The organism is Cellulomonas sp. SG140, from assembly GCF_025770785.1.
GTDB lineage: Bacteria > Actinomycetota > Actinomycetes > Actinomycetales > Cellulomonadaceae > Cellulomonas.
This window is the reverse complement of sequence record NZ_JANZLA010000001.1, coordinates 680986-705470: the sequence shown is the minus strand read 5'-3', so window position 1 is coordinate 705470 and position 24485 is coordinate 680986. Positions and strand designations below refer to the sequence as shown.

At 73.2% G+C, this 24485-nt stretch carries 19 protein-coding genes; 18 read left to right on the top strand and 1 reads right to left on the bottom strand.

Annotated elements, in window-relative coordinates:
- Positions 1 to 7 precede the first annotated feature (7 nt).
- The 6 genes from N0B34_RS03315 (at position 8) to N0B34_RS03290 (ending at position 4146) form a co-directional block, all read left to right on the top strand.
- Positions 8 to 1321, top strand: coding sequence for a TadA family conjugal transfer-associated ATPase (locus N0B34_RS03315; RefSeq protein WP_263729803.1), 1314 nt, complete (start codon positions 8 to 10; stop codon positions 1319 to 1321).
- Entirely contained in the window at positions 1318 to 2112 is a 795-nt protein-coding gene (locus N0B34_RS03310; RefSeq protein WP_263729802.1) for a type II secretion protein F, read from the top strand. Before N0B34_RS03315 ends, N0B34_RS03310 begins: the two co-directional genes overlap by 4 nt.
- Positions 2113 to 2210: 98 nt before the next feature.
- Positions 2211 to 2750, top strand: coding sequence for a type II secretion system F family protein (locus tag N0B34_RS03305; RefSeq protein WP_263729801.1), 540 nt, complete (start codon positions 2211 to 2213; stop codon positions 2748 to 2750).
- A gap of 138 nt (positions 2751 to 2888) precedes the next feature.
- Positions 2889 to 3278 carry a DUF4244 domain-containing protein gene (locus N0B34_RS03300; protein WP_263729800.1) on the top strand — a complete coding sequence of 130 codons (390 nt, stop codon included), beginning with the start codon at positions 2889 to 2891 and terminating at the stop codon, positions 3276 to 3278.
- A gap of 107 nt (positions 3279 to 3385) precedes the next feature.
- Entirely contained in the window at positions 3386 to 3694 is a 309-nt protein-coding gene (locus tag N0B34_RS03295; RefSeq protein WP_263729799.1) for a TadE family type IV pilus minor pilin, read from the top strand.
- A complete protein-coding gene (locus N0B34_RS03290) occupies positions 3691 to 4146 on the top strand; it encodes an Rv3654c family TadE-like protein (protein WP_263729798.1) in 456 nt (151 codons plus the stop codon). The genes N0B34_RS03295 and N0B34_RS03290 overlap by 4 nt, the downstream gene beginning before the upstream one ends.
- 54 nt (positions 4147 to 4200) lie before the next feature.
- Here the strand turns inward: N0B34_RS03290 and N0B34_RS03285 are convergent, their stop codons facing one another.
- Positions 4201 to 6870: a DEAD/DEAH box helicase gene (locus tag N0B34_RS03285; RefSeq protein ID WP_263729902.1), complete on the bottom strand. Its 2670-nt coding sequence runs from the start codon at positions 6868 to 6870 to the stop codon at positions 4201 to 4203.
- Between the two features lie 406 nt (positions 6871 to 7276).
- Here N0B34_RS03285 and N0B34_RS03280 point away from each other — a divergent pair, with 406 nt between their 5' ends.
- The 12 genes from N0B34_RS03280 to yicI all read left to right on the top strand — a co-directional run bounded on the left by N0B34_RS03280 (position 7277) and on the right by yicI (position 24338).
- On the top strand, positions 7277 to 9151 hold the full coding sequence (locus tag N0B34_RS03280) for a ribonucleoside triphosphate reductase (RefSeq protein WP_263729901.1): 1875 nt from the start codon (positions 7277 to 7279) through the stop codon (positions 9149 to 9151).
- On the top strand, positions 9148 to 9936 hold the full coding sequence (locus N0B34_RS03275; protein ID WP_263729797.1) for an anaerobic ribonucleoside-triphosphate reductase activating protein: 789 nt from the start codon (positions 9148 to 9150) through the stop codon (positions 9934 to 9936). Before N0B34_RS03280 ends, N0B34_RS03275 begins: the two co-directional genes overlap by 4 nt.
- A gap of 283 nt (positions 9937 to 10219) precedes the next feature.
- Positions 10220 to 11818, top strand: a complete 1599-nt coding sequence (locus tag N0B34_RS03270; RefSeq protein ID WP_263729796.1) for an HNH endonuclease signature motif containing protein — start codon at positions 10220 to 10222, stop codon at positions 11816 to 11818.
- Positions 11819 to 11926: 108 nt separating this feature from the next.
- Complete coding sequence (locus N0B34_RS03265; RefSeq protein ID WP_263729899.1) at positions 11927 to 12274, top strand: STAS domain-containing protein; 348 nt, start codon at positions 11927 to 11929, stop codon at positions 12272 to 12274.
- Positions 12275 to 12427: 153 nt separating this feature from the next.
- Complete coding sequence (locus N0B34_RS03260; RefSeq protein ID WP_263729795.1) at positions 12428 to 14884, top strand: sodium-translocating pyrophosphatase; 2457 nt, start codon at positions 12428 to 12430, stop codon at positions 14882 to 14884.
- Between the two features lie 14 nt (positions 14885 to 14898).
- Positions 14899 to 15690 (top strand): endonuclease/exonuclease/phosphatase family protein, encoded by a 792-nt coding sequence (locus N0B34_RS03255; protein WP_263729794.1) that lies wholly within the window; start codon positions 14899 to 14901, stop codon positions 15688 to 15690.
- Complete coding sequence (locus tag N0B34_RS03250) at positions 15687 to 17441, top strand: methyltransferase (RefSeq protein ID WP_263729793.1); 1755 nt, start codon at positions 15687 to 15689, stop codon at positions 17439 to 17441. Before N0B34_RS03255 ends, N0B34_RS03250 begins: the two co-directional genes overlap by 4 nt.
- Before the next feature lie 256 nt (positions 17442 to 17697).
- A complete protein-coding gene (locus tag N0B34_RS03245) occupies positions 17698 to 18723 on the top strand; it encodes a LacI family DNA-binding transcriptional regulator (RefSeq protein ID WP_263729792.1) in 1026 nt (341 codons plus the stop codon).
- Positions 18724 to 18786: 63 nt separating this feature from the next.
- Complete coding sequence (locus tag N0B34_RS03240; RefSeq protein ID WP_263729791.1) at positions 18787 to 20118, top strand: ABC transporter substrate-binding protein; 1332 nt, start codon at positions 18787 to 18789, stop codon at positions 20116 to 20118.
- A gap of 92 nt (positions 20119 to 20210) precedes the next feature.
- Positions 20211 to 21149 (top strand): carbohydrate ABC transporter permease, encoded by a 939-nt coding sequence (locus N0B34_RS03235; protein ID WP_263729790.1) that lies wholly within the window; start codon positions 20211 to 20213, stop codon positions 21147 to 21149.
- Positions 21146 to 22039 (top strand): carbohydrate ABC transporter permease, encoded by an 894-nt coding sequence (locus N0B34_RS03230; protein ID WP_263729789.1) that lies wholly within the window; start codon positions 21146 to 21148, stop codon positions 22037 to 22039. The genes N0B34_RS03235 and N0B34_RS03230 overlap by 4 nt, the downstream gene beginning before the upstream one ends.
- Before the next feature lie 28 nt (positions 22040 to 22067).
- A complete protein-coding gene (gene yicI / locus N0B34_RS03225) occupies positions 22068 to 24338 on the top strand; it encodes an alpha-xylosidase (protein ID WP_263729788.1) in 2271 nt (756 codons plus the stop codon).
- The last annotated feature ends 147 nt before the right edge of the window (positions 24339 to 24485 follow it).

Here is a 24485-nt window from a genome sequence, read left to right as displayed (position 1 = left end):
TGAGCGGATGAGTGCCGGGCGGCTGGTGCCTCGGGACGCGCAGCCCGGGTCGGCGGCCCGTGGTGCGGCGGTGCTGACGGGCGACGGGCTGACAGAGCTCGCCGAGCGGGTGCGCGCGCGGTTGCAGGACGGGTTCGGAGCGCCGCCGGTGTCCTCGACCTCTGCTGCGTCCGGTCGCGGAGCCGACGGCGGCGGCGGGACGGTCCCGTCGGACGAGCTCCTGGCCGCGCTCGTCGGTGACGCGGTGCACCAGGAAGGCACGCTGCTCGGCCCGTCCGCCCTGGCCACGGCCGTGCGGGAGGTCCGTGCGGTGCTGTTCGGCGCCGGGCCGCTGCAGCGGTGGCTCGACGACCCGCTCGTCACCGACGTGCTGGTCAACGGACCGGCCGACGTGTGGGTGGAGCGCGCCGGGCGCCTGGTGCGCACCGACGCCGACCTCGGCTCGGTGGCCGACGTGCGGGAGCTGGCGGTGCGTCTGGCGGCATCGGGCGGCCAGCGGCTCGACGACGCGACGGCGACGGTCGACGCCCGCCTGCCCGACGGGACGCGGCTGCACGCGGTGCTGCCTCCGCTGGCGGGGCCGTGCACGGTGCTGAGCCTGCGGGTGCTGCGCCGGCAGCCGTTCACGCTGGAGGAGCTGGTCGACCGCGGCACGCTCGCGCCCGCCGTCATGCCGCTCCTGCAGGCGCTGGTGCACCGCCGCGCCAACCTGCTGCTGTCCGGCCCGACGGGGTCCGGCAAGACGACCCTGCTGGCAGCGCTCCTGACCGCCGTCCCGCCGGACCAGCGGATCGTCGTCGTGGAGGAGGCCGGCGAGCTGTGGCCGGACCACCCGCACGTCGTCCACCTCACCACCCGCCACGCCAACGTCGACGGGGCCGGTGCGGTGGACCTCGCGCGGCTCGTCCGGGAGGCGCTGCGGATGCGTCCCGACCGGCTGGTGCTCGGCGAGGCGCGCGGTGCCGAGATCCGGGAGGTGCTGGCGGCACTGAACACCGGGCACGAGGGCGGTTGCGCGACGCTGCACGCCAACACGGCGGCCGACGTCCCGGCGCGGCTCGAGGCGCTGGCGGCCCTCGCCGGGATGTCGCGGGACGCCCTGGCAGCCCAGGCCGTCAGCGCCGTCGATGCGGTGCTGCACCTGCGCCGGGCCGGCCCGGACCGGGCGCAGCGCCGGCTGACCGAGATCGGTGTGGTGCGCCGGGCCGACGACGGGTCCCTGGCCGTCGAGCCTGCTGTGCGCTGCAACGGTGCGGGAGCCGTGGAACGCGGCCCGGCGTGGGATCGCCTCGCGGCACGCCTCGACCGGACTGCGTCGTGACGGCCGTCCTCGGGCTGCTCGTGACACTGGCGGTGCTGCTCGTCGCGGGCCCGAGCGTTCGGCGCGGGTTCCTTCCCGCAGCCGAGCAGCGGGGGTGGGCCTCGGCGGGCAGGGGTGGAGCGCAGGACGGGGCCCGGCCACGGACCGACGGCGGGGAGCGGCAGCAACCGCCTCCTGCGGTGGCGGCGCGCGCCCGAGCGACGCCCGTCGGCTGGACGGCGCGGCTGGCGTCCCGCCGTGGTGCGTCGACCGGCACGGTCGACCTGGCGGCAGTCGTCACCACCGTCAGCACCCTGCTGCGAGCCGGTGCGCGACCTGCCGACGCGTGGGCGCGAGCGCTCCGCCTGTCCGCGTGCGGTGCAGTCCCGACGGTTGACCAGCTCCTGCACGGTGCTGCGCCGCCGGCCCGTGGTCGACGACGTCGCGGGGTGCCTCCCGGTGAACGGGCGCGGGCGCAGGCGGTCGTCGCAGCGGCCGTCGTGGCGCAGCAGCTGGGAGCTCCGCTCGCCGCCGTGCTGGACGAGGTCGCCGCGGCAGTCGCGGCCGACGCGGAGGCTGAGGCGGAGCTCGCCGCGGCGCTCGCGGGTCCGCGCGCATCGGTGCGCGTGCTGCTCGGGCTGCCCGTGCTCGGTGTGCTGCTGGGCGCCGCCGCCGGCGCGGACCCCGTCGGCGTGCTGCTCGACGGCCGGCTCGGCACGGTGTCCGGGGTGCTGGGCTGCGGCCTCGTCGCCGGGGGATGGGGCTGGACCAGGCTCCTCGTCGCCCGGGCACGGAGAGCGGCAGCCCCGTGACCGGCGGCCCGGTGGTGCTCGTGGCGCTCTTTGTGCTCGGCAGCGCCCCGTGGTGGTGCGTCGGCGACAGGGCGCGGTCGGTCGGTCGAGGATCGCCCGTGTCGCGGGAGCACGACGCCGCCGCTGCCCGGCGACGCCGCGGGTGGCGCGGGTCCGGGTGCGCCCGGTGGCGGCCGGGAGGCGCACCGCGCGGGTCCGGAGCGCTGGAGGCCGGTCCGGACCCGGCGCTGCTGCTGGACCTGGTCGCAGCCGCACTGGCGGCGGGTGCACCGATGCCGCGAGCACTCTCGACCGTCGCCGACGCGCTTCCCGGGCGCGTCGGTGCCCCGCTGCGCCGCGCGGCGGGCGCGCTGACGCTCGGGTCGACGTGGCAGGCCGCGTGGGCAGACGCGCCGCCGGCAGCTCGTGCGGTGGCGGACGCCCTGGAGCCCACCGCGGTGGCCGGGGCGTCACCGGTACCGCTCCTGCGCGCCGCCGCCGCGGCGTCACGTCGCCGGCGCCGGGCTGCCGGTCGAGCGGCGGCCGGGCGGCTCGGCGTCTGGCTGGTGCTGCCCCTGGGCCTGTGCTTCCTGCCCGCCTTCCTGCTGCTGGGTGTGGTGCCGGTGGTGCTGTCGATCGCGGGTCGCGTGCTCGGGTGACCGGGCACGCCACCCGTCCACAGCCCGGGGCGATCCCGTGGGCGATCCGGGCCTGCGGTGGGCGGGGAGCCGCCGGGCCTCGGGCCACCAGGCTCGGCCCGCCGGTCGCGGGACCGGCCTGGTCGGAAGGAGACGTGGATGGGTGCGGACGTGATCGGTGCGGGTGTGGCCGATGCCGGGGCGAGCGGTGCTGACGTCACGAGCGCGGGGGCGGCGCGTGCCGGTACGACGAGCGGCGAGCCGGTGCGTGCTGACGTGGCGAACGTGGGGCCGGTGCGTGCCGGCACGACGAGCTCGGGCGCGGAGGGTCCCCTCGGCGTCGGGCCACTCCGGGGCTTCGCGCGGTGGGTCGTCGCGAGGCTGTGGGCGCTGCGGGCGGGCGCGCGGGACGCCGGGATGGCGACCGCGGAGTACGCGATCGCCACGTTGGCGGCGGTCGGGTTCGCGGGGCTGCTGGTGGCGATCCTGCGCAGCGACGAGGTGCGCGGACTGCTGCTCGGCATCGTGCGGCGCGCGCTGTCGTCGTGACGCCGCGTGCTGTCGCCGAGCCTCCGGTGCGACGGCGGGACCGCGCGGTGCGACGTCCTCCCGGGGGCGGCGCTCGCGGGGCAGTCACCGATCGGGGCGCCGTCACCGTGGAGCTCGCGGTCGGCCTGGTCGGCGTCGTGGTGCTCCTCGGGCTGGTACTGCTGCTCACCACGGCGGCCACCACCCAGCTGCGGTGCACCGAGGCGGCGCGTGCCGGTGCGCGCAGCGCCGCGCTCGGTGAGGACGATGCCACCGTGGTGGGCGTCGTCAGACGCTCGGCCGGTGACGGCGCGTCCGTCGCCGTCGTCCGCGCCGACGGATGGGTGACGGTCACGGTCGACCGGCCCGTGACCGGCGCATGGGGCCTCGGCGGTCTCGAGGCGCGGGCGCGCAGCAGCACACCGGTGGAGCCGTGAGCACGCCACCCGGGCAGGTCGCGCCGGCGTGGCGACGGCGTCCGCACGGCGACCGCGGGTCCGGAACCGTTCTCGTTCTCGGCGTGGCCGCAGTGGTCGTCCTGGTCGCGGGGCTGCTCGGGGTCCTGGCGGCGTCGTTCCTCGGGCACGCACGTGCGCAGGCGGCTGCGGACCTCGCGGCGCTCGCGGCCGCGGAACGGCTGCAGCGGCAGTCCGCGTTCCCCGACGACGCCGAACCCGCGTCCGCACCGGCCGGGGGCCCGTGCGTCCTCGCCGCCGCCGTCGCCGAGCGCAACGGCGGCCGCGCGACGCGGTGCGAGACGGACGCGTCGGGGACGGCAGCGTTCGGAACGGTGACCGTGCAGGTGACGGTGGACGGGCCTGCTGGCGCCGCTCGAGCGCGCGCCCGCGCGGGACCGCGCCCGGTTGCGGTCGGGCCGCGGACGCCGTGACCACGCGCGACCGAGCCTGGTTGCGGTCGACCCACGGGCGCCGTGACCGCGCGCTCAGCGCGGCTCGGACCCCGCCCGATCGACCGTCGGCCTCAGGTCGGACGGTGCTCGATCGACCGTCGAGCCGGGTTCCTGCGTCCGTGGACCGGCCGTCGAACCCGGTGCGAGCGCCTCTGGACCGACCGTCGAGCCCGGTGCGTGAGCCAGGACCACGTCGAGCAGCCGGATCGCAGCCGCCTTGTCGAGCGGGTCGTTGCCGTTGCCGCACTTGGGCGACTGGACGCAGGCGGGGCACCCGTAGCTGCACGGGCAGGACGCGATCGCGTCACGCGTGGCCCGCAGCCAGACGGCGCCCAGGCCGAACCCCCGCTCGGCGAACCCGGCCCCTCCGGGGTACGCGTCGTGCACGAAGACGGTGGCGGTGCCGGTGTCGACGTGCACGGCAGTCGACAGGCCACCGAGGTCCCAGCGGTCGCACGTCGCGAGCAGGGGGAGCAGGCCGATCGAGGCGTGCTCGGCGGCGTGCAGGGCGCCGGGCGTCTGCTCCAGGGTCACGCCGGCGGCCTCGAGGACCTCAGGCGGTGCTGTCCACCAGACGGCGGTGGTGCGCAGGGTTCGTGCGGGCAGGTCCAGGTCGGACGAGCCGAGCACCTGCAGGTCCGGGACGCGCTTGCGTTGGTAGCCGAGCACCTGGCTGGTGACGTCCACGTCCCCGAAACCCCATGTCACCGGGCCCCACGTCAGCTCGTGACGGACCTGGCGGATCTGCGTCGTGGTGACCCATCGGGCCCACGTGCCGTAGTCCACGTCGCGCCGCGTCACCAGGGCGATGCCGTCGTCCAGGGACAGCTCGTCGACGACGAAGGTCGCGCCCTGGTGCACGTAGACGGCGCCTTCGTGCACGGTGGAGTCGGCGGACGCGGCGTCCACGGTGCCCAGCAGTCGGCCGGTGCCGGACTCGACCACGCGCACCGGGTCACCGCCGGTGCCGCGCAGGTCGGTCAGCCCGCTCGCCGGCTCGGCGTGGGTCCAGTACCACCCGGAGGCTCGGCGGCGCAGGGCGCCCCGCTCCACGAGCTCGTCCAGCAGGGCCGGCGCGGCCGGCCCGAACATCCCGAGCTCGTCCGTGCGCAGCGGCACCTCGGCCGCCGCGGCGCACAGGTGCGGCGCGAGCACATAGGGGTTGCCCGGGTCGAAGACGGTGGCCTCGACGGGTGCGTCGAGCACCGCCTCCGGATGGTGCACCAGATAGGTGTCGAGCGGGTCCTCGCGGGCGACGAACGCGACGAGCCCGTCGGCGCCGGCCCGCCCCGCGCGGCCCGCCTGCTGCCACAACGACACGCGGGTGCCGGGCCAGCCGGCGATGAGCACCGCGTCGAGGCCGGAGATGTCCACGCCGAGCTCCAGGGCGTTGGTCGTGGCGAGCCCGCGCAGCTGGCCCGTGCCGATCGCCCGCTCGAGCGCGCGTCGCTCCTCGGGGAGGTAGCCGCCGCGGTACGCCGAGACCCGTCCGGCCAGCTCCGGAACGCTGCGCTCCAGGTGGGCGCGAGCCGTGGTGGCCACGGACTCCGCCCCTCGGCGTGAGCGGGTGAACGCGAGGCTGCGGGCGCCGGCGGCGACCAGGTCCGCCAGGAGCTCCGCCACCTCGGCGGTCGCCGTGCGCCGGGGGGCGTCGGTGCGCTCGACCACCAGCTGCTCGCCCGTGCCGAGCGGGCCCGACGGCAGGCCGGCGAGCGGCGTGCCGGTCGCGAGGGAACCCGATCCCGACGTCTGCGTCGCCGGGGCGGCCTGCGCGGCCGTCGGCACGGGCACGACGGCCGGGACCTGCGCGCCTGTCAGCACCGGCAGGGGAGCCGGCACCACCGAGACCTGTGCCCAGGGGTCGTCCTCCGGCAGCAGCGCCGACCACGGCGCATCGGACCCCGGCAGCTCGGGTGGCTCCCACAGCACCACGGTCTTGGTGCCGGCCGGCGATGCGTCGTCGGTGATCGCCCGCACCTCGTCGGGACCCACGCCGATCAACCGGGCGGCGCTCGCCGCCGGGTCCGCGGTGGTGGCGGACGCCATCACGAAGGTCGGGTGCGCCCCGTAGGCCGCGGCGACGCGTCGCAACCGGCGCAGCACCAGCCCCACGTGCGCACCGAACACGCCGCGGAACGCGTGGCACTCGTCGAGCACCACGTACTGCAGCGAGGAGAGCAGGCGCGACCACCGCTGGTGCTGCGGCAGCAGGGTGACGTGCAGCAGGTCGGGGTTGGTCAGCACCACGTCGGCGTACTCGCGCACCCAACGACGCTCCTCGCGCGAGGTGTCGCCGTCGCACGTGGCGACGCGGACGTCGCGCAGCTCGGCGGCGTGCAACAGCCGTTCGAGCCCGGCGAGCTGGTCCGCCGCCAGCGCCTTCGTCGGGCACAGGTAGAGGGTCGTGGCACGTCGCCGGACCGTTTCGATGCGGCCCTGGCCGGCGCCCGTCGCGGCGTCCGTGCCAGCGCGGCGCACGGCGCTCAGCGCGGGGAGCCAGAACGCCAGCGACTTGCCCGAGCCGGTGGACGTCGCGAGCACGGTGTGGGTGCCGGACCACGCGGCGTCCGCCGCCTCGGCCTGGTGCGCCCAGGGCGCCTCGACCCCGAGGCGCCGGTAGCCGGTGACCAGTGCCGGGTCGGCCCAGGCCGGCCAGTCGACCGTGCGGCCGGGCCGGCTCGGCAGGTGCCGGACGTGCGTCATCCGGTCCGCTCGGCGGCCTCCCGCGAGCAGCACGTCGAGCAGCTCGCCGGTCCCCACCTCTTCATGGTCGCATCCGCGCGTGGTGCCCTCGTCGGGCGTCAAGATCACCCGCGTTCCGGGACGTTGGTCCCGGGCCTGCCGCCCGCGCCGGGCGTTGAACGGAATGTCTTCGTGGCACATGTGGGCGTGTCGGGCGAGTCGGACCACAACATCTTGTGTCGGGTGCGCTCGGATAGGGCTCCACCCGGACCGCGGGTGACGCAGGCTCAGGAGGGCGCAGATGTCGGTGCAGGAGTCGTCGCAGCACGCGACGCAGGGGTCGGGGCTCGGTGCAGAGCCCCAGCAGGTCGAGGCGCAGCGTGGGACGACGACGTCCACCGTGCCGCAGCAGCCGGCCGCGCCGGTCATGGTCGAGGTCGGCTCGTCCATCGAGGAGTACCTGGACCGCAGCGACTGGCGGGTCAACGCCAACGCGAACCAGGGCTACTCGCTCGGTGGTCTGATCCTCAACACCGCCGGGAAGATGGTCGCCAACTACTGGCTGTCCCACGTGTACCCGGCCGAGATCGGTGCGGCCCACCGCGAGGGCGACATCCACATCCACGACCTCGACATGCTGAGCGGCTACTGCGCCGGCTGGTCGCTGCGCACGCTGCTGCAGGAGGGTCTCAACGGCGTGCCCGGCAAGGTCGAGGCGACCGCCCCCAAGCACTTCTCGTCGGCCATCGGCCAGATCGTCAACTTCCTCGGCACCATGCAGAACGAGTGGGCCGGCGCCCAGGCCTTCAGCTCGTTCGACACGTACATGGCCCCCTTCGTCCGGCTGGACCAGCTCACCTACGAGCAGGTGCGCCAGGGCATCCAGGAGCTGATCTACAACCTGAACGTCCCGAGCCGCTGGGGCACGCAGACCCCGTTCACCAACCTGACGTTCGACTGGACCTGCCCGGAGGACCTGAAGGAGCAGGTGCCGTTCGTCGGCGACGAGCCGTGCGACTTCACGTACGGCGAGCTGCAGGTCGAGATGGACATGATCAACCGTGCGTACATGGAGGTGATGACGGCCGGCGACGCGTCGGGCCGGGTGTTCACCTTCCCGATCCCCACGTACAACATCACCAAGGACTTCCCCTGGGAGTCCGAGAACGCCGAGCGGCTGTTCGCCATGACGGCGAAGTACGGGCTGCCCTACTTCCAGAACTTCATCAACTCGGACATGAACCCCGGCGACGTGCGGTCGATGTGCTGCCGGCTGCAGCTGGACCTGCGCGAGCTGCTCAAGCGCGGCAACGGCCTGTTCGGCTCCGCGGAGCAGACGGGGTCCGTCGGCGTGGTGACGGTCAACATGGCGCGCCTGGGCTTCCTCTTCCCGGGAGACGAGGCCGGCCTGACGACGGCGCTCGACCGGCTGCTGGAGCTGGCTCGCACGTCGCTCGAGCTCAAGCGCGACGTGATCGGGCGGCTGCTCGAGGAGGGCCTGTTCCCGTACACCAAGCGGTACCTCGGCTCGCTGGAGAACCATTTCTCCACGATCGGCGTCAACGGGATCAACGAGATGATCCGCAACTTCACCGGCGACGAGTACGACATCACCGACCCTCGCGGCCACCAGCTGGCGCTGCGCATCCTCGACCACGTGCGCGGCCGGATGGTCGAGTTCCAGGAGGAGACGGGTCACCTGTACAACCTCGAGGCGACGCCGGCCGAGGGGACGACGTACCGGTTCGCCAAGGAGGACCGCAAGCGGTTCGCCGGCATCCTGCAGGCCGGTACGGACGCCAACCCGTACTACACCAACTCCTCGCAGCTGCCGGTGGGCTTCACCGACGACCCGTTCGAGGCGCTGGCCCGGCAGGACGAGCTGCAGACCAAGTACACCGGCGGCACGGTGCTGCACCTGTACATGTCGGAGCGGATCAGCACCGCGGAGGCCTGCCGCGAGCTGGTGAAGCGGTCGCTGTCGAGCTTCCGCCTGCCGTACCTGACCATCACGCCGACCTTCTCGATCTGCCCGAACCACGGCTACCTCGCCGGTGAGCACCACACGTGCCCGCGCTGCGCGGAGGCGCACCCGGACGCCGCGCCGGTGGAGTGCGAGGTGTGGACGCGCGTCATGGGCTACTTCCGGCCCGTGAGCTCGTTCAACGTCGGCAAGAAGGGCGAGCAGGCGGAGCGGGTCTCCTTCGAGGAGCGGGTCGCGTTCGGTGCGGACCCCGGCATGCACGCGTACGCGCACGACGAGATCGTGGGCGCGGGCGAGCCCGTCGCGGTGGGTGCATGACGATGACGACGACCGGGCCGACGACGGGGCGCGCTGCCTCGTCGTCGGCCCGTGCCGGCTCGCCGTCGCAGGCCGCGCGGCGCGGTTCGGACTCCTCGACGGCACCGGTCGGCTCGCACGCTCGTGGCGCCGCTGCCGACGACCTGCAGATCGCCGGTCTCGTGTCGCTCTCCACCGTCGACTGGCCAGGCCACCTGGTCGCCACGGCGTTCCTGCAGGGCTGCCCGTGGCGGTGCACCTACTGCCACAACAGCGCGATCCTCGATCCGCGGACGCCCGGCGTGGTCCCGTGGCAGGCGGTCCGTGACCTGCTCGCGCGACGTCGGGGGCTGCTGGACGGCGTGGTCTTCTCGGGCGGTGAGCCGACCCGGCAGGCCGGGCTGGTGGCCGCGATGCGTGAGGTGAAGGAGGCAGGCTTCCTCGTCGGACTGCACACGGGTGGCACCTATCCACGTCGGCTCCGGCAGCTGCTGCCGCTGGTGGACTGGGTGGGGCTCGACATCAAGGCGCCGGCGCGGCTGTACCGCGCGATCACGCGGACCGGTGGACCGACGACCAGTGCCGACCAGGCGTTCTCCTCTCTCGAGCTGGTGCTCGCGTCGGGCGTGGACGTGCAGGTGCGCACCACGGTGGATCCGACGGTGATGTCCGACGACGACGTCGTCGAGCTGACTGCCGTGCTCGCGGAGCGGGGGGTCCGCGAGCACGTGCTGCAGACCGTACGAGCGGACGGCACCACGGAGGAGTACCGGGCTGCGCTGGCGGCGGTCCGGGGCGCTCGCTGACGGGGCTGTGGTCGGCTCGGACTGAGCACGCTCTGCGCTGCGCTGCCTGCCTGCCCTGCCTCCCCCGCCTGCCCTGCCTGCGCAGCCTGCGCAGCCTGCTGTCTGCATACCCGCCTGCTGTCGCCTGCCCGCCCAGCCGTGACCGACTACCACGTCACCTCAGCAACGGCTGATCGCCGACGGCGAGCGCCCGGCGCCCGGTTTGGGTTGCTATTTCAGTGGTCGGTGATGGGATCTCCCCATGGATGACGGGCGGCTGGCACCGGCGGGGACGCTCCCCGCCGTGCCCACCGTGCCCGCCGTGCCCGCCGTGCCTGCCGTGCCTGCCGTGCCCGCCGTGCCTGCCGTGCCTGCCGTGCCTGCCGTGCCTGCCGTGCCCGCCGTGCCCGCCGTGCCCGCCGTGCCCGCCGAGCTCGCGGACGGGGACGACCGCGATCCGGTCGACGACATGATCTCGGCGGTCTCGGCGGCGGACCGCCTGGTGAACCGCATCTCGGCCTGGCGTGACGCTCTCGTCGTCGAGGCGTTCCGGAGCGGCGCCGCCATGCGTCGTGCCGAGCTGTCGGACACCTTGTCCGACAGCGTCGCCTGGGAGTGGGCCCGGACCGACATGATCGCGGAGCTCGCGCTCGCTCTTCGTCTGCCGGAGTCGACCGTCTCGTCGCGGGTGCGCCGCACGGCCGTCCTCACCAGGTGCTTCCCGCGTCTCGCGCAGGCGAACGCCGACGGTGAGGTCTCCCGGTGGCACGTCGACGTGATGCTCGAGCTGTTCGAGCGGTGCCCGGAGCAGGTGCGCTCAGCGGCAGACGAGGCGCTGACCCCGCGGGCGCTGGCGCTGGACCCGTCCCGGTTCCGCTCCGTGGCCCGTCGGTGGCGCGCGCGGCACGCCGGTCCGGTGACCCCGGAGGCGCGCCGCGCGGCGGTTGCCGACCGGCACGTCACCGTGACGCCTGCTGACGACCACCTCGCGTGGCTCAGTGCCCTCCTGCCAGCCGAGCAGGCCTATGCGGCGTTCCACCGCATCTCCGACCTGGCCGCGGAGGTCCAGGGCCCTGATGAAGGCCGCTCGCTGCCGCAGCTGCGTGCGGACGTGATGTCCGCCCTCCTCATCGACCCGGACGCTTCGGACGCCGTCCGGTCGGTCGCCGCCGCCCCGCGGCGGCCGCCGGAGCAGCAGCGGCACCCCGGCCGCGTCGACGGACGCGACGATCCGAGCCGCTCCGACCACGTGGACGCCCACCCGAGTGGCCTCGGCAGCTCGCTCCCGGACAGCGCGCGCGGAATCCGGGCGACCGTGGTGCTCACGGTGCCGGTTCTGACGCTGCTCGGACACGATGACGAGCCGGCCGTGCTCGAGGGCCACGGACCGATCGACATCGAGACGGCTCGTCGCCTGGCGGCGGACGCGCCGTCGTTCATCAGGGTTCTCACCGACCCGCACACGGGGACGGTGCTGTCCGTCGGTCGCCGCCGGTACGGGGTGCCGGCAGATCTCCGTACCGCGCTGGCGGTGCGGGACGTCACCTGCCGGTTCCCCGGCTGCGCGCGCCGGGCCGCTCGCTGCGACGTCGACCACTCGACGGCTTGGGCGGCCGGCGGCGAGACGGCGGCGGACAACCTCGCCCATCTGTGCCGCAAGCACCACCGGCTCAAGCACCTGGGTCGATGGAAGGTGACGCATCGGCGCGGCGGTGAGGTCGTTTGGCAGACGCCGTCGGGTCGGCGTTACCACGACGAGCCGGCTGTACGTCTCGACACCGGGCCGCCGCCGTCAACCGCCGACCGTCCCCGGGCGGATGCCTCCGCTCGCCTTCCTGCTCGTTCAGCGATGCCTGGTGCTCGTCGTGCGGTTGCTGCCTACCCGGACGTCCCACCCTTCTGACCCGAAGCTCGGTCGCGGTGACGAGTGCCACTGTCGCTGTTGTGGCTCCTGGCCGGCGCGGATGTTTCAATTCCGGTGTCGTGCCGAGCGGACGTGGAGGGGCAGGCCGTGGCGCTGCGTGTGGTGAGCCGTGAGGTCGGCCAGCAGACGGTGGTCGAGGTCGACGGCGAGATCGACGTCGCCACCGCCGACACCCTGCGCGAGCGGCTGAACGCCCTGATCGACCGGCAGCAGGTCGACCTGGTGGTCGACCTGCGGGGCGTCACCTTCATGGACTCGACGGGCCTGGGCCTGCTGGTCGGCACGCTGAAGCGGGTGCGAACCGCCGGTGGCCGGCTGCAGCTGGTCGTCGACTCGGAGCGGTTGCTCATGGTGTTCCGCATCACGGCGCTGGAGCAGGTGTTCACCATCAGGCCCTCCCTCGACGACGCGCTGGTCGAGGAGCCGACGCGCTGACGCCGCCGGTCGCAGGACGTCGGCCTAGACACCTCTCGTTCGGCCCTCGGTAGGACCAAGGTCACACTCCCTGGCTAGACTGCCCGGATTCCCGGCAACGGTGCCGAGGAACGACTCGGCCGAGAGCCGTGCGACGTCCTTGGGGGAGGATCCATGCTGCAGCTCGGCACCACGAGCCTGGTGATCGTCGGATGCATCGCCGCCGTGGCGGTGGCTGCCCTGGCGGTCGCCGCGGTGCTGGCCCGTCAGGTGCTGGCCGCGGGCGAGGGGACCGTCCGCATGCAGGACATCGCGCACGCCGTGCAGGAGGGTGCCTCGGCGTTCCTCCGTCGGCAGCTGCGCACGCTCGGCCTGTTCGCCGTGGTGGTCGTCGCGCTGCTGCTGCTGCTCCCGGGCGACGGTGGCGTCAAGCTGGGCCGCAGCATCTTCTTCCTGTTCGGGGCAGGTTTCTCCGCATCGATCGGGTTCCTCGGCATGTGGCTGGCCACGCGTGCCAACCTGCGCGTCGCGGCGGCGGCCTCCGGTCCCGACGGACGGGCGGCCGGTGCCCGGATCGCCTTCCGGACGGGCGGCGTGGTGGGCATGTCGGTCGTCGGCCTCGGGCTGCTCGGCGCGTCCGCCGTCGTCCTCGTCTACCGGGGGAACGCGCCCGCGGTGCTCGAGGGCTTCGGCTTCGGCGCCGCGCTGCTCGCGATGTTCATGCGGGTGGGCGGCGGCATCTTCACCAAGGCGGCCGACGTCGGCGCCGACCTGGTGGGCAAGGTGGAGCAGGGCATCCCGGAGGACGACCCGCGCAACGCCGCCACCATCGCGGACAACGTGGGTGACAACGTCGGCGACTGCGCCGGCATGGCGGCCGACCTGTTCGAGTCGTACGCCGTGACGCTGGTCGCCGCGCTGATCCTGGGCAAGGCGGCGTTCGGCGAGCACGGCATGGTGTTCCCGCTGCTCGTGACGGCCGTCGGCGCCCTCGTGGCAGCCCTCGGTGTGTTCATCACGCGGGTCCGTGGCCAGGAGTCCGGGCTGCAGGCGATCAACCGCGGCTTCTACACGGCGGCGCTGCTCGGCGTGGTGCTGGCCACCGTCGCCGCCTTCGTCTACCTGCCGTCGTCGTTCTCGGCCTTCACGGACGGCACCGCCGGGCTGCAGACCCACCACGGCGACCCGCGCCTGATCGCGTCGATCGCGGTGCTGGTCGGCGTGGTGCTGGCCGGCGTGATCCTCTGGGTGACCGGCTACTTCACCAACACCACCAGCAACCCCACCCTGCACGTCGCCCGGACCACGCTGACCGGTGCCGCCACCGTGGTGCTGTCCGGCATCGGCGTGGGCTTCGAGTCCGCCGTCTACACCGCGGGCATCATCGCCGCGGCGATCTGCGCCGTGTTCCTGGTGGCGGGCGGGTCGATCCCGCTGGCCCTGTTCCTCATCGCGCTCGCGGGCTGCGGCCTGCTGACGACGGTCGGCGTGATCGTCGCGATGGACACCTTCGGTCCGGTCAGCGACAACGCCCAGGGCATCGCGGAGATGTCCGGCGACGTCACCGACGAGGGTGCGCGCATCCTCACCGACCTCGACGCCGTCGGGAACACCACCAAGGCCGTCACCAAGGGCATCGCGATCGCCACGGCTGTGCTCGCCGCGACCGCGCTGTTCGGCTCCTACGCCGACGCGGTGCGCACGTCGCTCGCGGGGGTCAGCGGCCGGATCGGCGACGACCTGGTCACCGCGATGATGGACTACCAGATCATCAGCCCGGTCACGCTGGTCGGCCTGATCCTGGGCGGCGCGACCGTGTTCCTGTTCTCCGGCCTCGCGATCGACGCCGTGACCCGCGCCGCCGGTGCGATCGTCTTCGAGGTGCGCCGCCAGTTCCGCGAGCACCCCGGCATCATGGGCGGCACCGAGCGGCCGGAGTACGGCCGGGTGGTCGACATCTGCACGCGCGACTCGCTGCGGGAGCTGGCCACCCCCGGCCTGCTGGCGGCGTTCGCACCGATCGCCGTCGGGTTCGGGCTGGGCATCGGCCCGCTCGCCGGTTTCCTCGCCGGTGCGATCGGCGCCGGTGTGCTGATGGCCGTGTTCCTCGCCAACAGCGGCGGCACCTGGGACAACGCGAAGAAGATCGTCGAGGACGGGCACTACGGCGGCAAGGGTTCGGCGGCGCACGCCGCGGCCGTGATCGGTGACACCGTCGGCGACCCGTTCAAGGACACCGCCGGACCGGCGATCAACCCGCTGATCAAGGTGATGAACCTGGTGGCACTGCTGGTCGCGCCGGCCGTCGTGTCAGTGTCGGCCGGCGCCGGCGCCAACCACGCGCTGCGTCTGGTGATCGCCGTGCTCGCGGCCGGGGTGGCGTTCGGGGCGGTGATCGTGTCCCGGCTCCGGGCGGCGCGGGTGGACCGCGAGTCGGTCGCCGCGGCGTCGGCCGAAGGACGGCGCGCGTCCGACGGTTCGCAGGACCCGGAGATGCTCGAGGCGGAGCTCGAGTTCGACGAGACGGACGAGTTCTCGGACGCCGAGCTCGCCGCCGACCTGCCTGACCAGGACCTGGACGACGACAGCCTCGCCGACACGGCTCCGCGGGGACCGCGCCCGCGGGAGTGACGGAGCCCGCGGCCGTGCCGGAGCCCGGGGGAGCGACCGAGGCCGCCGAGGCGAACCGGCCGCTGCGGGTGATGACGTGGAACCTGCACGCCCTCGGCACGCCCTGGCTGACCACCCGACGCTGCGTGGACGCCGTCGTCGGCGTGCTGCGGGACACGGCTCCGGACGTCGTCGGCGTCCAGGAACGTCCGCTCGGCCCCCTCGGTCGCTGGCGCCTGCGCCGCGTCGCCGGCCGAGCGGGCCTCCGCGTGGTCGTCGGCGGGGGCGCCTCCCGCAGCACCGCCCTGCTGGTGCGCGCGGACCTGCCGTCCGACCAGGCGGCGGCCTACCGGCTGCCCTGGGAGCTTCCGCGCACCCGGCGCGGTGCCAGCACGGCCCGGGTGCTGCCGGGCGGCGAGCCGGTCCGGGTGGTCGTGATCCATCTCGGCCTGGACGCCGGTGAGCGGGAGCGGCACCTGCGCCTGGTGCTGGACCGGCTGCCGCGCACCGACCCGCTGGTGGTGCTAGGCGACCTCAACGAGCTGCCGGACCAGCCGTCGTGGCGGACGCTGCTCGACGAGGAGCTGACGGATGCGGCTGCACAGGCCGGCCCGACGTTCCCGGCCTCGGCTCCGGCCCAGCGGATCGACGCCGTGCTGGTCGGCCCGACGTCCCCGCCGTCCGCTCCGGCCCAGGGCGTCGACGCCGCGCCGGTCGGCTACCGTCTGCGCGTGACAGCCGCCCGTGTGCTCGACGTCCCGGCGGCCCGCGTGGCCAGCGACCACCTGCCCGTGGTCGTCGACCTCGTGGTCGGGGAGGAGCGGTGACGACGTCTGCCGCGACGTCCGACGACCGCACGCCGCGTCGCGTCCCCGTGGTCGACGAGACCGCCGTCGCGGCCCTCCGGGCGGACCTCGCCGCCTTCACCGTCGACGCCGTCGAGGCGCTGCTCGGCCCGGTCGCCTCGGCGGCTCTGCAGCGCGGTGAGCCGACCCCAGCACTGCGGGCGACGGCCGGCCCGGACGCCCCACCCGTCGCGACGCTGGTGCGGGCCTTCCTCCTCGGCGAGGCCGTGACGAGGGCGGATCTCGACCGTGCGCTGCCGACGGCCGGCGCGGCGGGTGCGCTGGCGCTCGGGCTCGTCGCCCGCGCGGACGAGGTGGAGAGCGCCGAAGGTGCGCGTGCCGGCCACGACGGGACAGCGCGCGGGGGCTCATCGGGCGAGGGCTCACCGGGCGATGGGACAGCGAGCGAGGCGACGCCTGGTGAGCGCGTACCGGGCGAGGTGACGGCGGGCGCGGAGACGCCTGGTGCGGGCGCACCGGGCCAGGCGACAGTTGACCGGCTCCGGCCCCTCGTCGACCTGCGCCCGTGGACGGCGGTCGACGGTGCCGACGAGACGACGTGGTGGGTCGCCTCCGACCTCGGCGAGCTGGCGACCGGCGGCCCCCTGGGCACCGACCACGTGCTGGGCATCGGCGGCGCGTCGGTGACGCTCGCCGCCGCCACGGTCCCCACGCGGGTCGACCGGGTGCTGGACCTCGGCACGGGCTGCGGTGTGCAGGCGCTGCACGCCTCGCGGCACGCGCGGCACGTCACCGCCACGGACGTGTCCGACCGGGCGCTGGCGTTCGCGGCGTTCAACCTCGCGCTGGCCGGTTTCGACGACTCCCGCGTGGACCTGCGCCGCGGCTCGCTGCTCGAGCCGGTCGCCGGCGAGGTGTTCGACCTGGTGGTGAGCAACCCGCCGTTCGTCATCACCCCGCGCACGCCGGGTGTGCCGGTGTACGAGTACCGCGACGGCGGTCGCGCCGGCGACTCGCTGGTCGAGGAGCTGGTCACCGGGGTCGGTGGCGTGCTGGCACCGGGCGGCGTCGCGCAGCTGCTGGCCAACTGGGAGGTGCACGGGCAGGCCGACTGGACCGAGCGGATCGGCGCCTGGGTGGACGCCTCGGGGCTGGACGCGTGGGTGGTGCAGCGCGAGCTGCTCGACCCGGCCCAGTACGCCGAGACCTGGATCCGCGACGCCGGCACCACGTCGGCGACCGACCGGACCGCGTGGCGGTCGCTGTACGGCGCCTGGCTGGACGACCTGGCGTCCCGCGACGTCACCGCGATCGGCTTCGGCATCGTGACCCTGCGTCGGCCGTCGGTGGTCGACGAGCACCGGCCGCGGCTCCGACGCCTCGAGGAGCTGACCAACCCCCTGCCCGGCCCCGTCGGCCCGGCGATCGCCGCGGGGCTCGCGGCCCACGACTGGCTGGGCGCGCGTGCCGACGACGCGCTGGCCGGCGAGCACCTCGTCGTCGCAGGCGACGTCACCGAGGAGCGGCACCTGGTGCCGGGGGAGTCCGACCCGCGCGTGGTGCTGCTGCGGCAGGGCGGCGGATTCGGTCGTGCCGTGCAGGTGGGCACGGCCGTGGCGGGGCTCGTGGGGGCGTGCGACGGCGAGCTGAGCGTCGGCACGATCGTCGGGGCGCTCGGCGCCCTGCTGGAGCGGTCGGTGGACGACGTCGCCCGAGAGGTGCTGCCCACCGTGCGCGGCCTGGTCGCCGACGGGTTCCTGCTGCCGGTCTGAGCCGCAGCGCGCCGGCGCGTGCTCGCGCCGTGGCTCCGGCCGCCCGCGCGCGCGGGCCCCGCCGACGTCGCACCCGATGCGCCCGGGTCGCCCGGTGACGGGTCACCCGGCGCCCTGAGCGTCCCTCTGGACGGCCGTCCAGTCACCGACGGTCTCGATCAGGTCACGGGTTTGTTCGCGCGCTTGACGTTATCTCCTTCGCCGCGCATTCTTGTCGAAGCGCTTCGCGGAAGCGCTTCGAACGAAGGGGTTCGCCATGGCGACGATGCAGGACGTGGCCGATCTGGCCCATGTCTCGCTGAGCACCGTGTCGTACACCCTCACGGGGAAGCGGCCGGTCTCACCGGCCACCCGCGCCCGCGTCGAGCAGGCGATGGCCCAGCTCGACTTCCGTCGTAGCCCGGTCGCCCGCGCGCTCGCCTCGCGTCGCACCCACGTGCTCGCCCTCGCCTACCCCGTCTACGGCGTCTCGCTCGGCGCGACCCTGAACGAGATCGTCCAGGGCGCCGTCGAGGCGGCCCGCGAGGCGGACTACGAGCTGGTGCTGTGGCCGGTCAGCAGCAGCGAGCCCGAGGTGCTGCGGGAGCTCGCGGCGGGTCGCACCGCCGACGGCGTGCTGCTGATGGAGGTCGCGCTGGACGACCCCCGTATCGAGGCCGTCGAGAGCCAGGGCCTCGCGTGCGCGCTGATCGGCCGCTCCGCCGACCCGGCCGACCGGGTCTGGGTGGACATCGACTTCGAGGAGAGCCTCGAGGTGGCGGTGGACCACCTGGTGGGTCAGGGCCACACCCACATCGCCTTCGTCAACCGCTCGCAGGCCGACCTCGACGCCGGCTACGGCCCGTCGGTCCGCGCGCTGCACGCCTACGAGGAGTCGATGGCGCAGCGCGGGCTGACCCCGGTCAGCACGCCGTGCGACGTCAACCCGGGTGCCGGTCGTCGTGCCACCACAGCGCTGCTCGCCGAGCACCCCGAGCTGACCGCCGTGATCGTGATGAACGAGCTCGCGCTGTTCGGCGTCGCCTCCGCCCTGCGCGAGGCGGGCCGCTCCGTCCCGCGGGACGTGTCCGTGGTGGGCATCGCGATCTCCGGCGAGATCAGCGACATGTACGACCACCCGCTCACCTATCTCGCCGCACCGGGCCCCGACCAGGGCCGACGTGCGGTGCACGGCCTGCTCGAGGTCCTCGACGGCCGCCCAGCCCCGGCCGGCGTCAACCTGCCCTGCACCTTGCAGGTCCGGGAGACGTCCGGTCCGGTCACCCGGCTCACCACCCCCTGACGAGCCGCACCCGCTCCATCCCACCCGCTGCTCGATGCCGAGCCGCACGACGGAAGGAAAGTCATGACCCGTTCGACCCGCCTGAAGGTGGTCGCCGCGACCGCCCTCGCGGCCCTCTCGCTGGCCGCCTGCTCGTCCGGGGGCAGCTCGTCCTCGAGCTCCGGCGCTGCCGCCGGCGGCACCGCCAACCCCACCACCCTCACGTTCTGGCACTACGAGGGTGACGACTCGGCGATGACGCAGGGCTGGAACGCCGCCATCAAGGAGTTCGAGGCGGCCAACCCGGGCGTCACCGTCAAGGTCGAGAAGCAGACGTTCGAGCAGCTGCAGAAGAACGCCAAGATCGTGCTGGCGGGCAACGACGTGCCCGACGTCATGGAGTACAACAAGGGCAACGCGACCGCGGGTCAGCTCGCCTCGCAGGGCCTGCTCACCGACCTGAGCGCCGACGCCAAGAAGTACGGCTGGGACACCAAGCTGTCGTCGTCCGTGCAGACCACCGCCAAGTACGACGACAACGGCCTGATGGGGTCGGGCAAGTGGTACGGCGTCCCCAGCTACGGCGAGTACGTCACCGTCTTCTACAACAAGGACATGTTCGACAAGTACGGGATCTCCGTGCCGACGAACTTCGCCGACTTCGAGAAGGCCCTGGCGACGTTCAAGCAGAACGGCGTGACCCCGCTGGCCGAGGCCGGCGCCGAGTACCCCCTCGGTCAGCTGTGGTACGAGCTGGTGCTGAACAAGGCCGACCGTTCCTTCGTCGACAACTTCCAGCTGTTCAAGGGCAACGTGGACTTCACGTCCGGCCCGCTGCTGGACGGCACCAACACCCTCGCCGACTGGGTGTCCAAGGGCTACATCTCCAAGGACTCGTCCGGTCTGAAGGCCGAGGACATGGGCACGGCGTTCATCGCCGGCAAGTACCCGATCATGGTCTCCGGCTCGTGGTGGTTCGGCCGCCTCAACAAGGAGGTCACCTCCTTCAAGCTCGGCCAGTTCACCTTCCCGGGCAACAAGCTGAACCCGGGCTCGTCGGGCAACCTGCTGGTGATCCCGAAGAACTCGAAGAACGCCGCGCTCGCCGCCAAGTTCATCGACGCCACGCTGGGCAAGACGTCGCAGGACACGATGGCCAAGCTCGGTGGTCTGCCGGTCGCCGGTGACTCGTCCGTGATCACGGACCCGAACACCAAGACCCTGCAGGACAACTTCGACTCCGTGGTGAAGAACGACGGTCTCGCGTTCTACCCCGACTGGCCGGTCGCCGGCTTCTACGACCAGCTCGTCAGCTTCGGCCAGACGGTGGTCAACGGCTCGAAGGCCCCGGCCGACGCGCTGAAGGACCTCGGCACGTTCTACGACTCCGGTCGTAAGGACCTGACGGGCAAGTGAGGTGACCTCGTCGGGCCCCGGACGGAACCCGGGGCCCGACGAGGAGCCCACCTGCGCTGACACCCCCGACGACCCGGACCAGGAGATCCCTCATGTCGGTACAGACGCCCCGCGTCCACCGCGCCGCACGCCGGCGCCAGGCGGTCTACTGGCTCTACCTGCTGCCCGGTGTCATCGCGCTGACGGCCGTGATCATCGTGCCGTTCGGCCTCAACCTGTTCTACAGCCTGCACCGGTGGAAGGGCGGCCTGTCGCCCATGCACTGGTACGGGCTGGGCAACTACACCGACCTGCTGCACGACGCCGCGTTCTGGAGCTCGTTCCGCAACTCCGTCTGGATGATCGTCGCGATGGTGGTCGTCCCCACGCTGATCGGCCTGGTGCTGGCGGCCGTGCTGTTCGACTACATCGGCAAGAACGTCGGCAACCGGACGGCCAGCTTCCTGCGGGCCACCTACTACCTGCCGCAGATCATGCCGGTGGCCGTCGCGGGCATCGTCTGGAACTGGATCTTCAACGCCGAGACCGGGTCGCTGAACGCGCTTCTCCGCTCCCTGGGCGTGAGCAACCCGCCGAACTGGTTGGGCAGCCCGTCGACCGCGCTGCCCGCGGTGATGCTGGTGCTGGTCTGGATCCAGATCGGCTACCCGACCGTGATCTTCATGTCGGCCCTGCAGCGGGTGGACCCCGAGCTGTACGAGGCCGCCGAGCTGGACGGCGCCGGCTGGTTCCGCCGGTTCCGCGCGATCACCATCCCGCAGATCAAGCCCGAGACCTTCGTCATCACGCTGACCTGCACCATCGCGGCGCTGAAGGTGTTCGCACCGATCTACGTGCTGACCCGAGGCGGCCCCGAGCTGTCGACGCTGGTGCCGTCGTACTACTCGTTCCTCAACTTCTTCGACAAGTCGAAGGTGGGCTACGGCGCCGCCGTCGCCACCGTCCTGACGCTGGTGATCGTCGTGGTCGCCGCCGTCATCCAGCTGCTGCAGAACCGCTCCGCCCGCAAGGACGAGGAGGGTGTCCGATGACCACGCTCGCGCAGGCGCCGACCCAGGTCGCCGCACCCGTCAAGGGCACCCGCACCGGCGACCGCCACCACCGCGGCGCGCTGCGCTGGGTGGTGCTGGTCGGCTGCGTCGTCATCGCGGTGCTGATGCTGGCGCCGTTCGTGCTGATGCTGATCAACGCGTTCAAGTCGCCGGCCGACTACTCGACGCACGGTCCGCTCAGCCTGCCGACCAACCTGTACTTCACGGGCCTGACGAAGTTCTGGACCACCGTCGACTTCCCGGTGAAGCTGTGGAACTCGATCTGGACGTCCGCCGCGGTGTCGGTGCTCGGCACCGGCCTCTCGCTGCTGACCGCCTACGCGATCGGCGTCGGCCGGGTGCGCGGCCGGGCGTGGCTGGTGGCGGTGTTCCTGCTGGCCAACATGCTGCCGCAGGAGGTGCTGCTGTACCCGCTGTACACGATGGCCCAGAAGGTGGGCCTGAACAACAGCGGCTGGTCGATCGTCATCATCTTCACGGTGATCCAGTCGGCATTCGGCACGTACCTACTCGCCAGCGTTCTCGGGACATTTCCCAAGGCCTTGCTGGAGGCCGCCGCGCTCGACGGGGCGAACAGCTGGCGCGTGCTGTGGCGGGTGGTGTTCCCCATCGTCCGGCCGACGCTGGCGGTGCTGATGATCTTCTTCTTCATCTGGACGTGGAACGAGTTCTTCATCCCGCTGGTGATGCTCACCACGCCGGCGTCGCAGACGGTCCCGATCGCGCTCAGCTCGCTGCAGGGCGACCGCCTGCTCGACGTGCCGACCCTGAACGCCGGCGCCCTGGTGTCCCTGCTCCCCACCCTCCTGTTCTTCCTGTTCTTCCAGCGCACGCTCACCCGTGGGGTGACCGCCGGCGCGGTGAAGTAGCACCCGACCCGCGAAGGAATCCCCTGCGATGAAGTTCACCAACGGCTACTGGATGGACCGTGACGGGTTCACCCTGATCCGCCCCGCCGAGGTGCGGGACGTCGTCGCCGACCCGGAGGCCGGCACGCTGACCGTGTACGGCACGGCGAAGCGGATCCGCACCCGCGGCGACACGCTCAACCTCCCGCTGATCACCGTCACGTACTCCGCGCCCGCCCCCGGCGTGGTGCGGGTGCGCATCGCGCACTTCGACGGCGGTGCCGAGCGGCGCCCCGGCTTCGCGATCGCCGGTCAGCCGGGCTTCGTCCCGCAGGTGCGGGTGGACGACGAGGTCGCCGAGCTGGTCGCCGGAGACCTGACGGTGCGCGTGCGCCGCGGCCCCGGGTGGCTGGTGGAGTTCCGGTCCGGCGGCCGGCTGCTCACCTCGTCGGCCGCCCGCTCGGTCGGTGCGGCGACCGGCCCCGACGGCGACACGTACGTGCACGAGCAGCTGACGCTCGCGCCGGGGGAGCTGGTGTACGGCCTGGGCGAGCGGTTCGGGCCGGTGGTGAAGAACGGCCAGACCGTCGACATCTGGAACCTCGACGGCGGCACGTCCTCCGAGCAGGCGTACAAGAACGTGCCGTTCTACCTGACGTCCCGGGGCTACGGCGTGCTGGTCGACCACCCCGAGAAGGTGTCCTTCGAGGTCGCCTCGGAGATGGTGGAGCGCACGCAGTTCTCGGTGCCGGGCCAGGTGCTGGAGTACCTGGTGATCGACGGTCCGACCCCCAAGGACGTGCTGCGCCGGTACACGGCGCTGACCGGCCGGCCGGCGCGCGTGCCCGCGTGGTCCTTCGGCCTGTGGCTGACCACGTCGTTCACCACCGAGTACGACGAGAAGACGGTCAGCTCGTTCATCGACGGCATGGCCGAGCGGGACCTGCCGCTGTCGGTGTTCCACTTCGACTGCTTCTGGATGCGCGAGTTCCACTGGACCGACTTCGTCTGGGACCCCGCGACCTTCCCGGACCCGGAGGGCATGCTCACCCGCCTCAAGGCCAAGGGCCTGCGGATCTGCGTCTGGATCAACCCGTACATCGCCCAGCGCTCCCGCCTGTTCGAGGAGGGCAAGGCCAAGGGCTACCTGCTGCGCAACACCGACGGCTCGGTGTGGCAGTGGGACCTGTGGCAGGCCGGCATGGCGCTGGTCGACTTCACCAACCCGGCGGCAGCGGACTGGTACGCCGGCGAGCTGCGCACGCTGCTCGGCCAGGGCGTCGACTGCTTCAAGACGGACTTCGGCGAGCGCATCCCCACCGAGGGCGTCGCGTGGTTCGACGGCTCCGAGCCGGACCGGATGCACAACTACTACACGCACCTGTACAACCAGACGGTGTTCGACGTGCTGCGCGACGTGCGCGGCGAGGGCGAGGCGGTGCTGTTCGCCCGGTCGGCGACCGTCGGCGGGCAGCAGTACCCGGTGCACTGGGGCGGCGACAACGACTCCTCGCTCGCCTCGATGGCGGAGACGCTGCGCGGCGGGCTGTCGCTCGGCCTGTCCGGCTTCGGGTACTGGTCGCACGACATCGGCGGGTTCGAGGGGACGCCCGACCCGCTGGTGTTCAAGCGGTGGCTGGCGTTCGGCCTGCTGTCGTCGCACTCGCGCCTGCACGGTTCCGGCTCGGTCCGGGTGCCGTGGGCGTTCGACGACGAGGCCGTCGAGATCACGCGGCGGTTCACCCACCTCAAGCTCTCGCTGATGCCGTACCTGGGCCGGGTGGCCGAGGAGGCGCACACCGACGGCGTCCCGATGCTGCGGCACATGCTGCTCGAGTTCGGCGACGACCGGTCGGCCTTCACCGCCGAGACGCAGTACATGCTGGGCGACAGCCTGCTGGTCGCGCCGGTGCTCTCCCCGGACGGCGTCGCCGAGGTGTACGTGCCCGAGGGCACGTGGACCTCCCTGCTCGACGGGTCCACGGTGACCGGTCCGCGCTGGGTCAACCAGGTGCACGGCCTCGACTCGCTGCCCGTGCTGGTGCGGCCCGGCACCGTGCTGCCGGTCGGTGCCGTCACCGACCGGCCGGACTACGACTGGGCGGACGGCGTGACGCTGCGTGCGTTCGAGCTGGCGGACGGCGACCGCCGCGAGGTGGTGGTGCCGTCCTCGACCGGCGGGGCGACGACGACGTTCGTCGTGCGCCGCGAGGGCGACCGGCTGCTGGCCGAGGGACCCGCGGACGTGCCGTTCCGACTGCAGGCCGCCGACCAGGTCGTCGACGCCGTCGGCGGACGCGCGGAGCTGTCCCTCGACTGATCCCTCGACCCGACCCACACCAAGGCCGTTCGGCCTGGCCACCGTGGGCGGCGCACCCCCGGCGCCCCCCGGGCCCAGAGCCCGGCGTGAGCAGACCCCCCTCACGCCGGGCTCTGCTGCGTCCGCCCCGCACCGCCCACCCGGGAT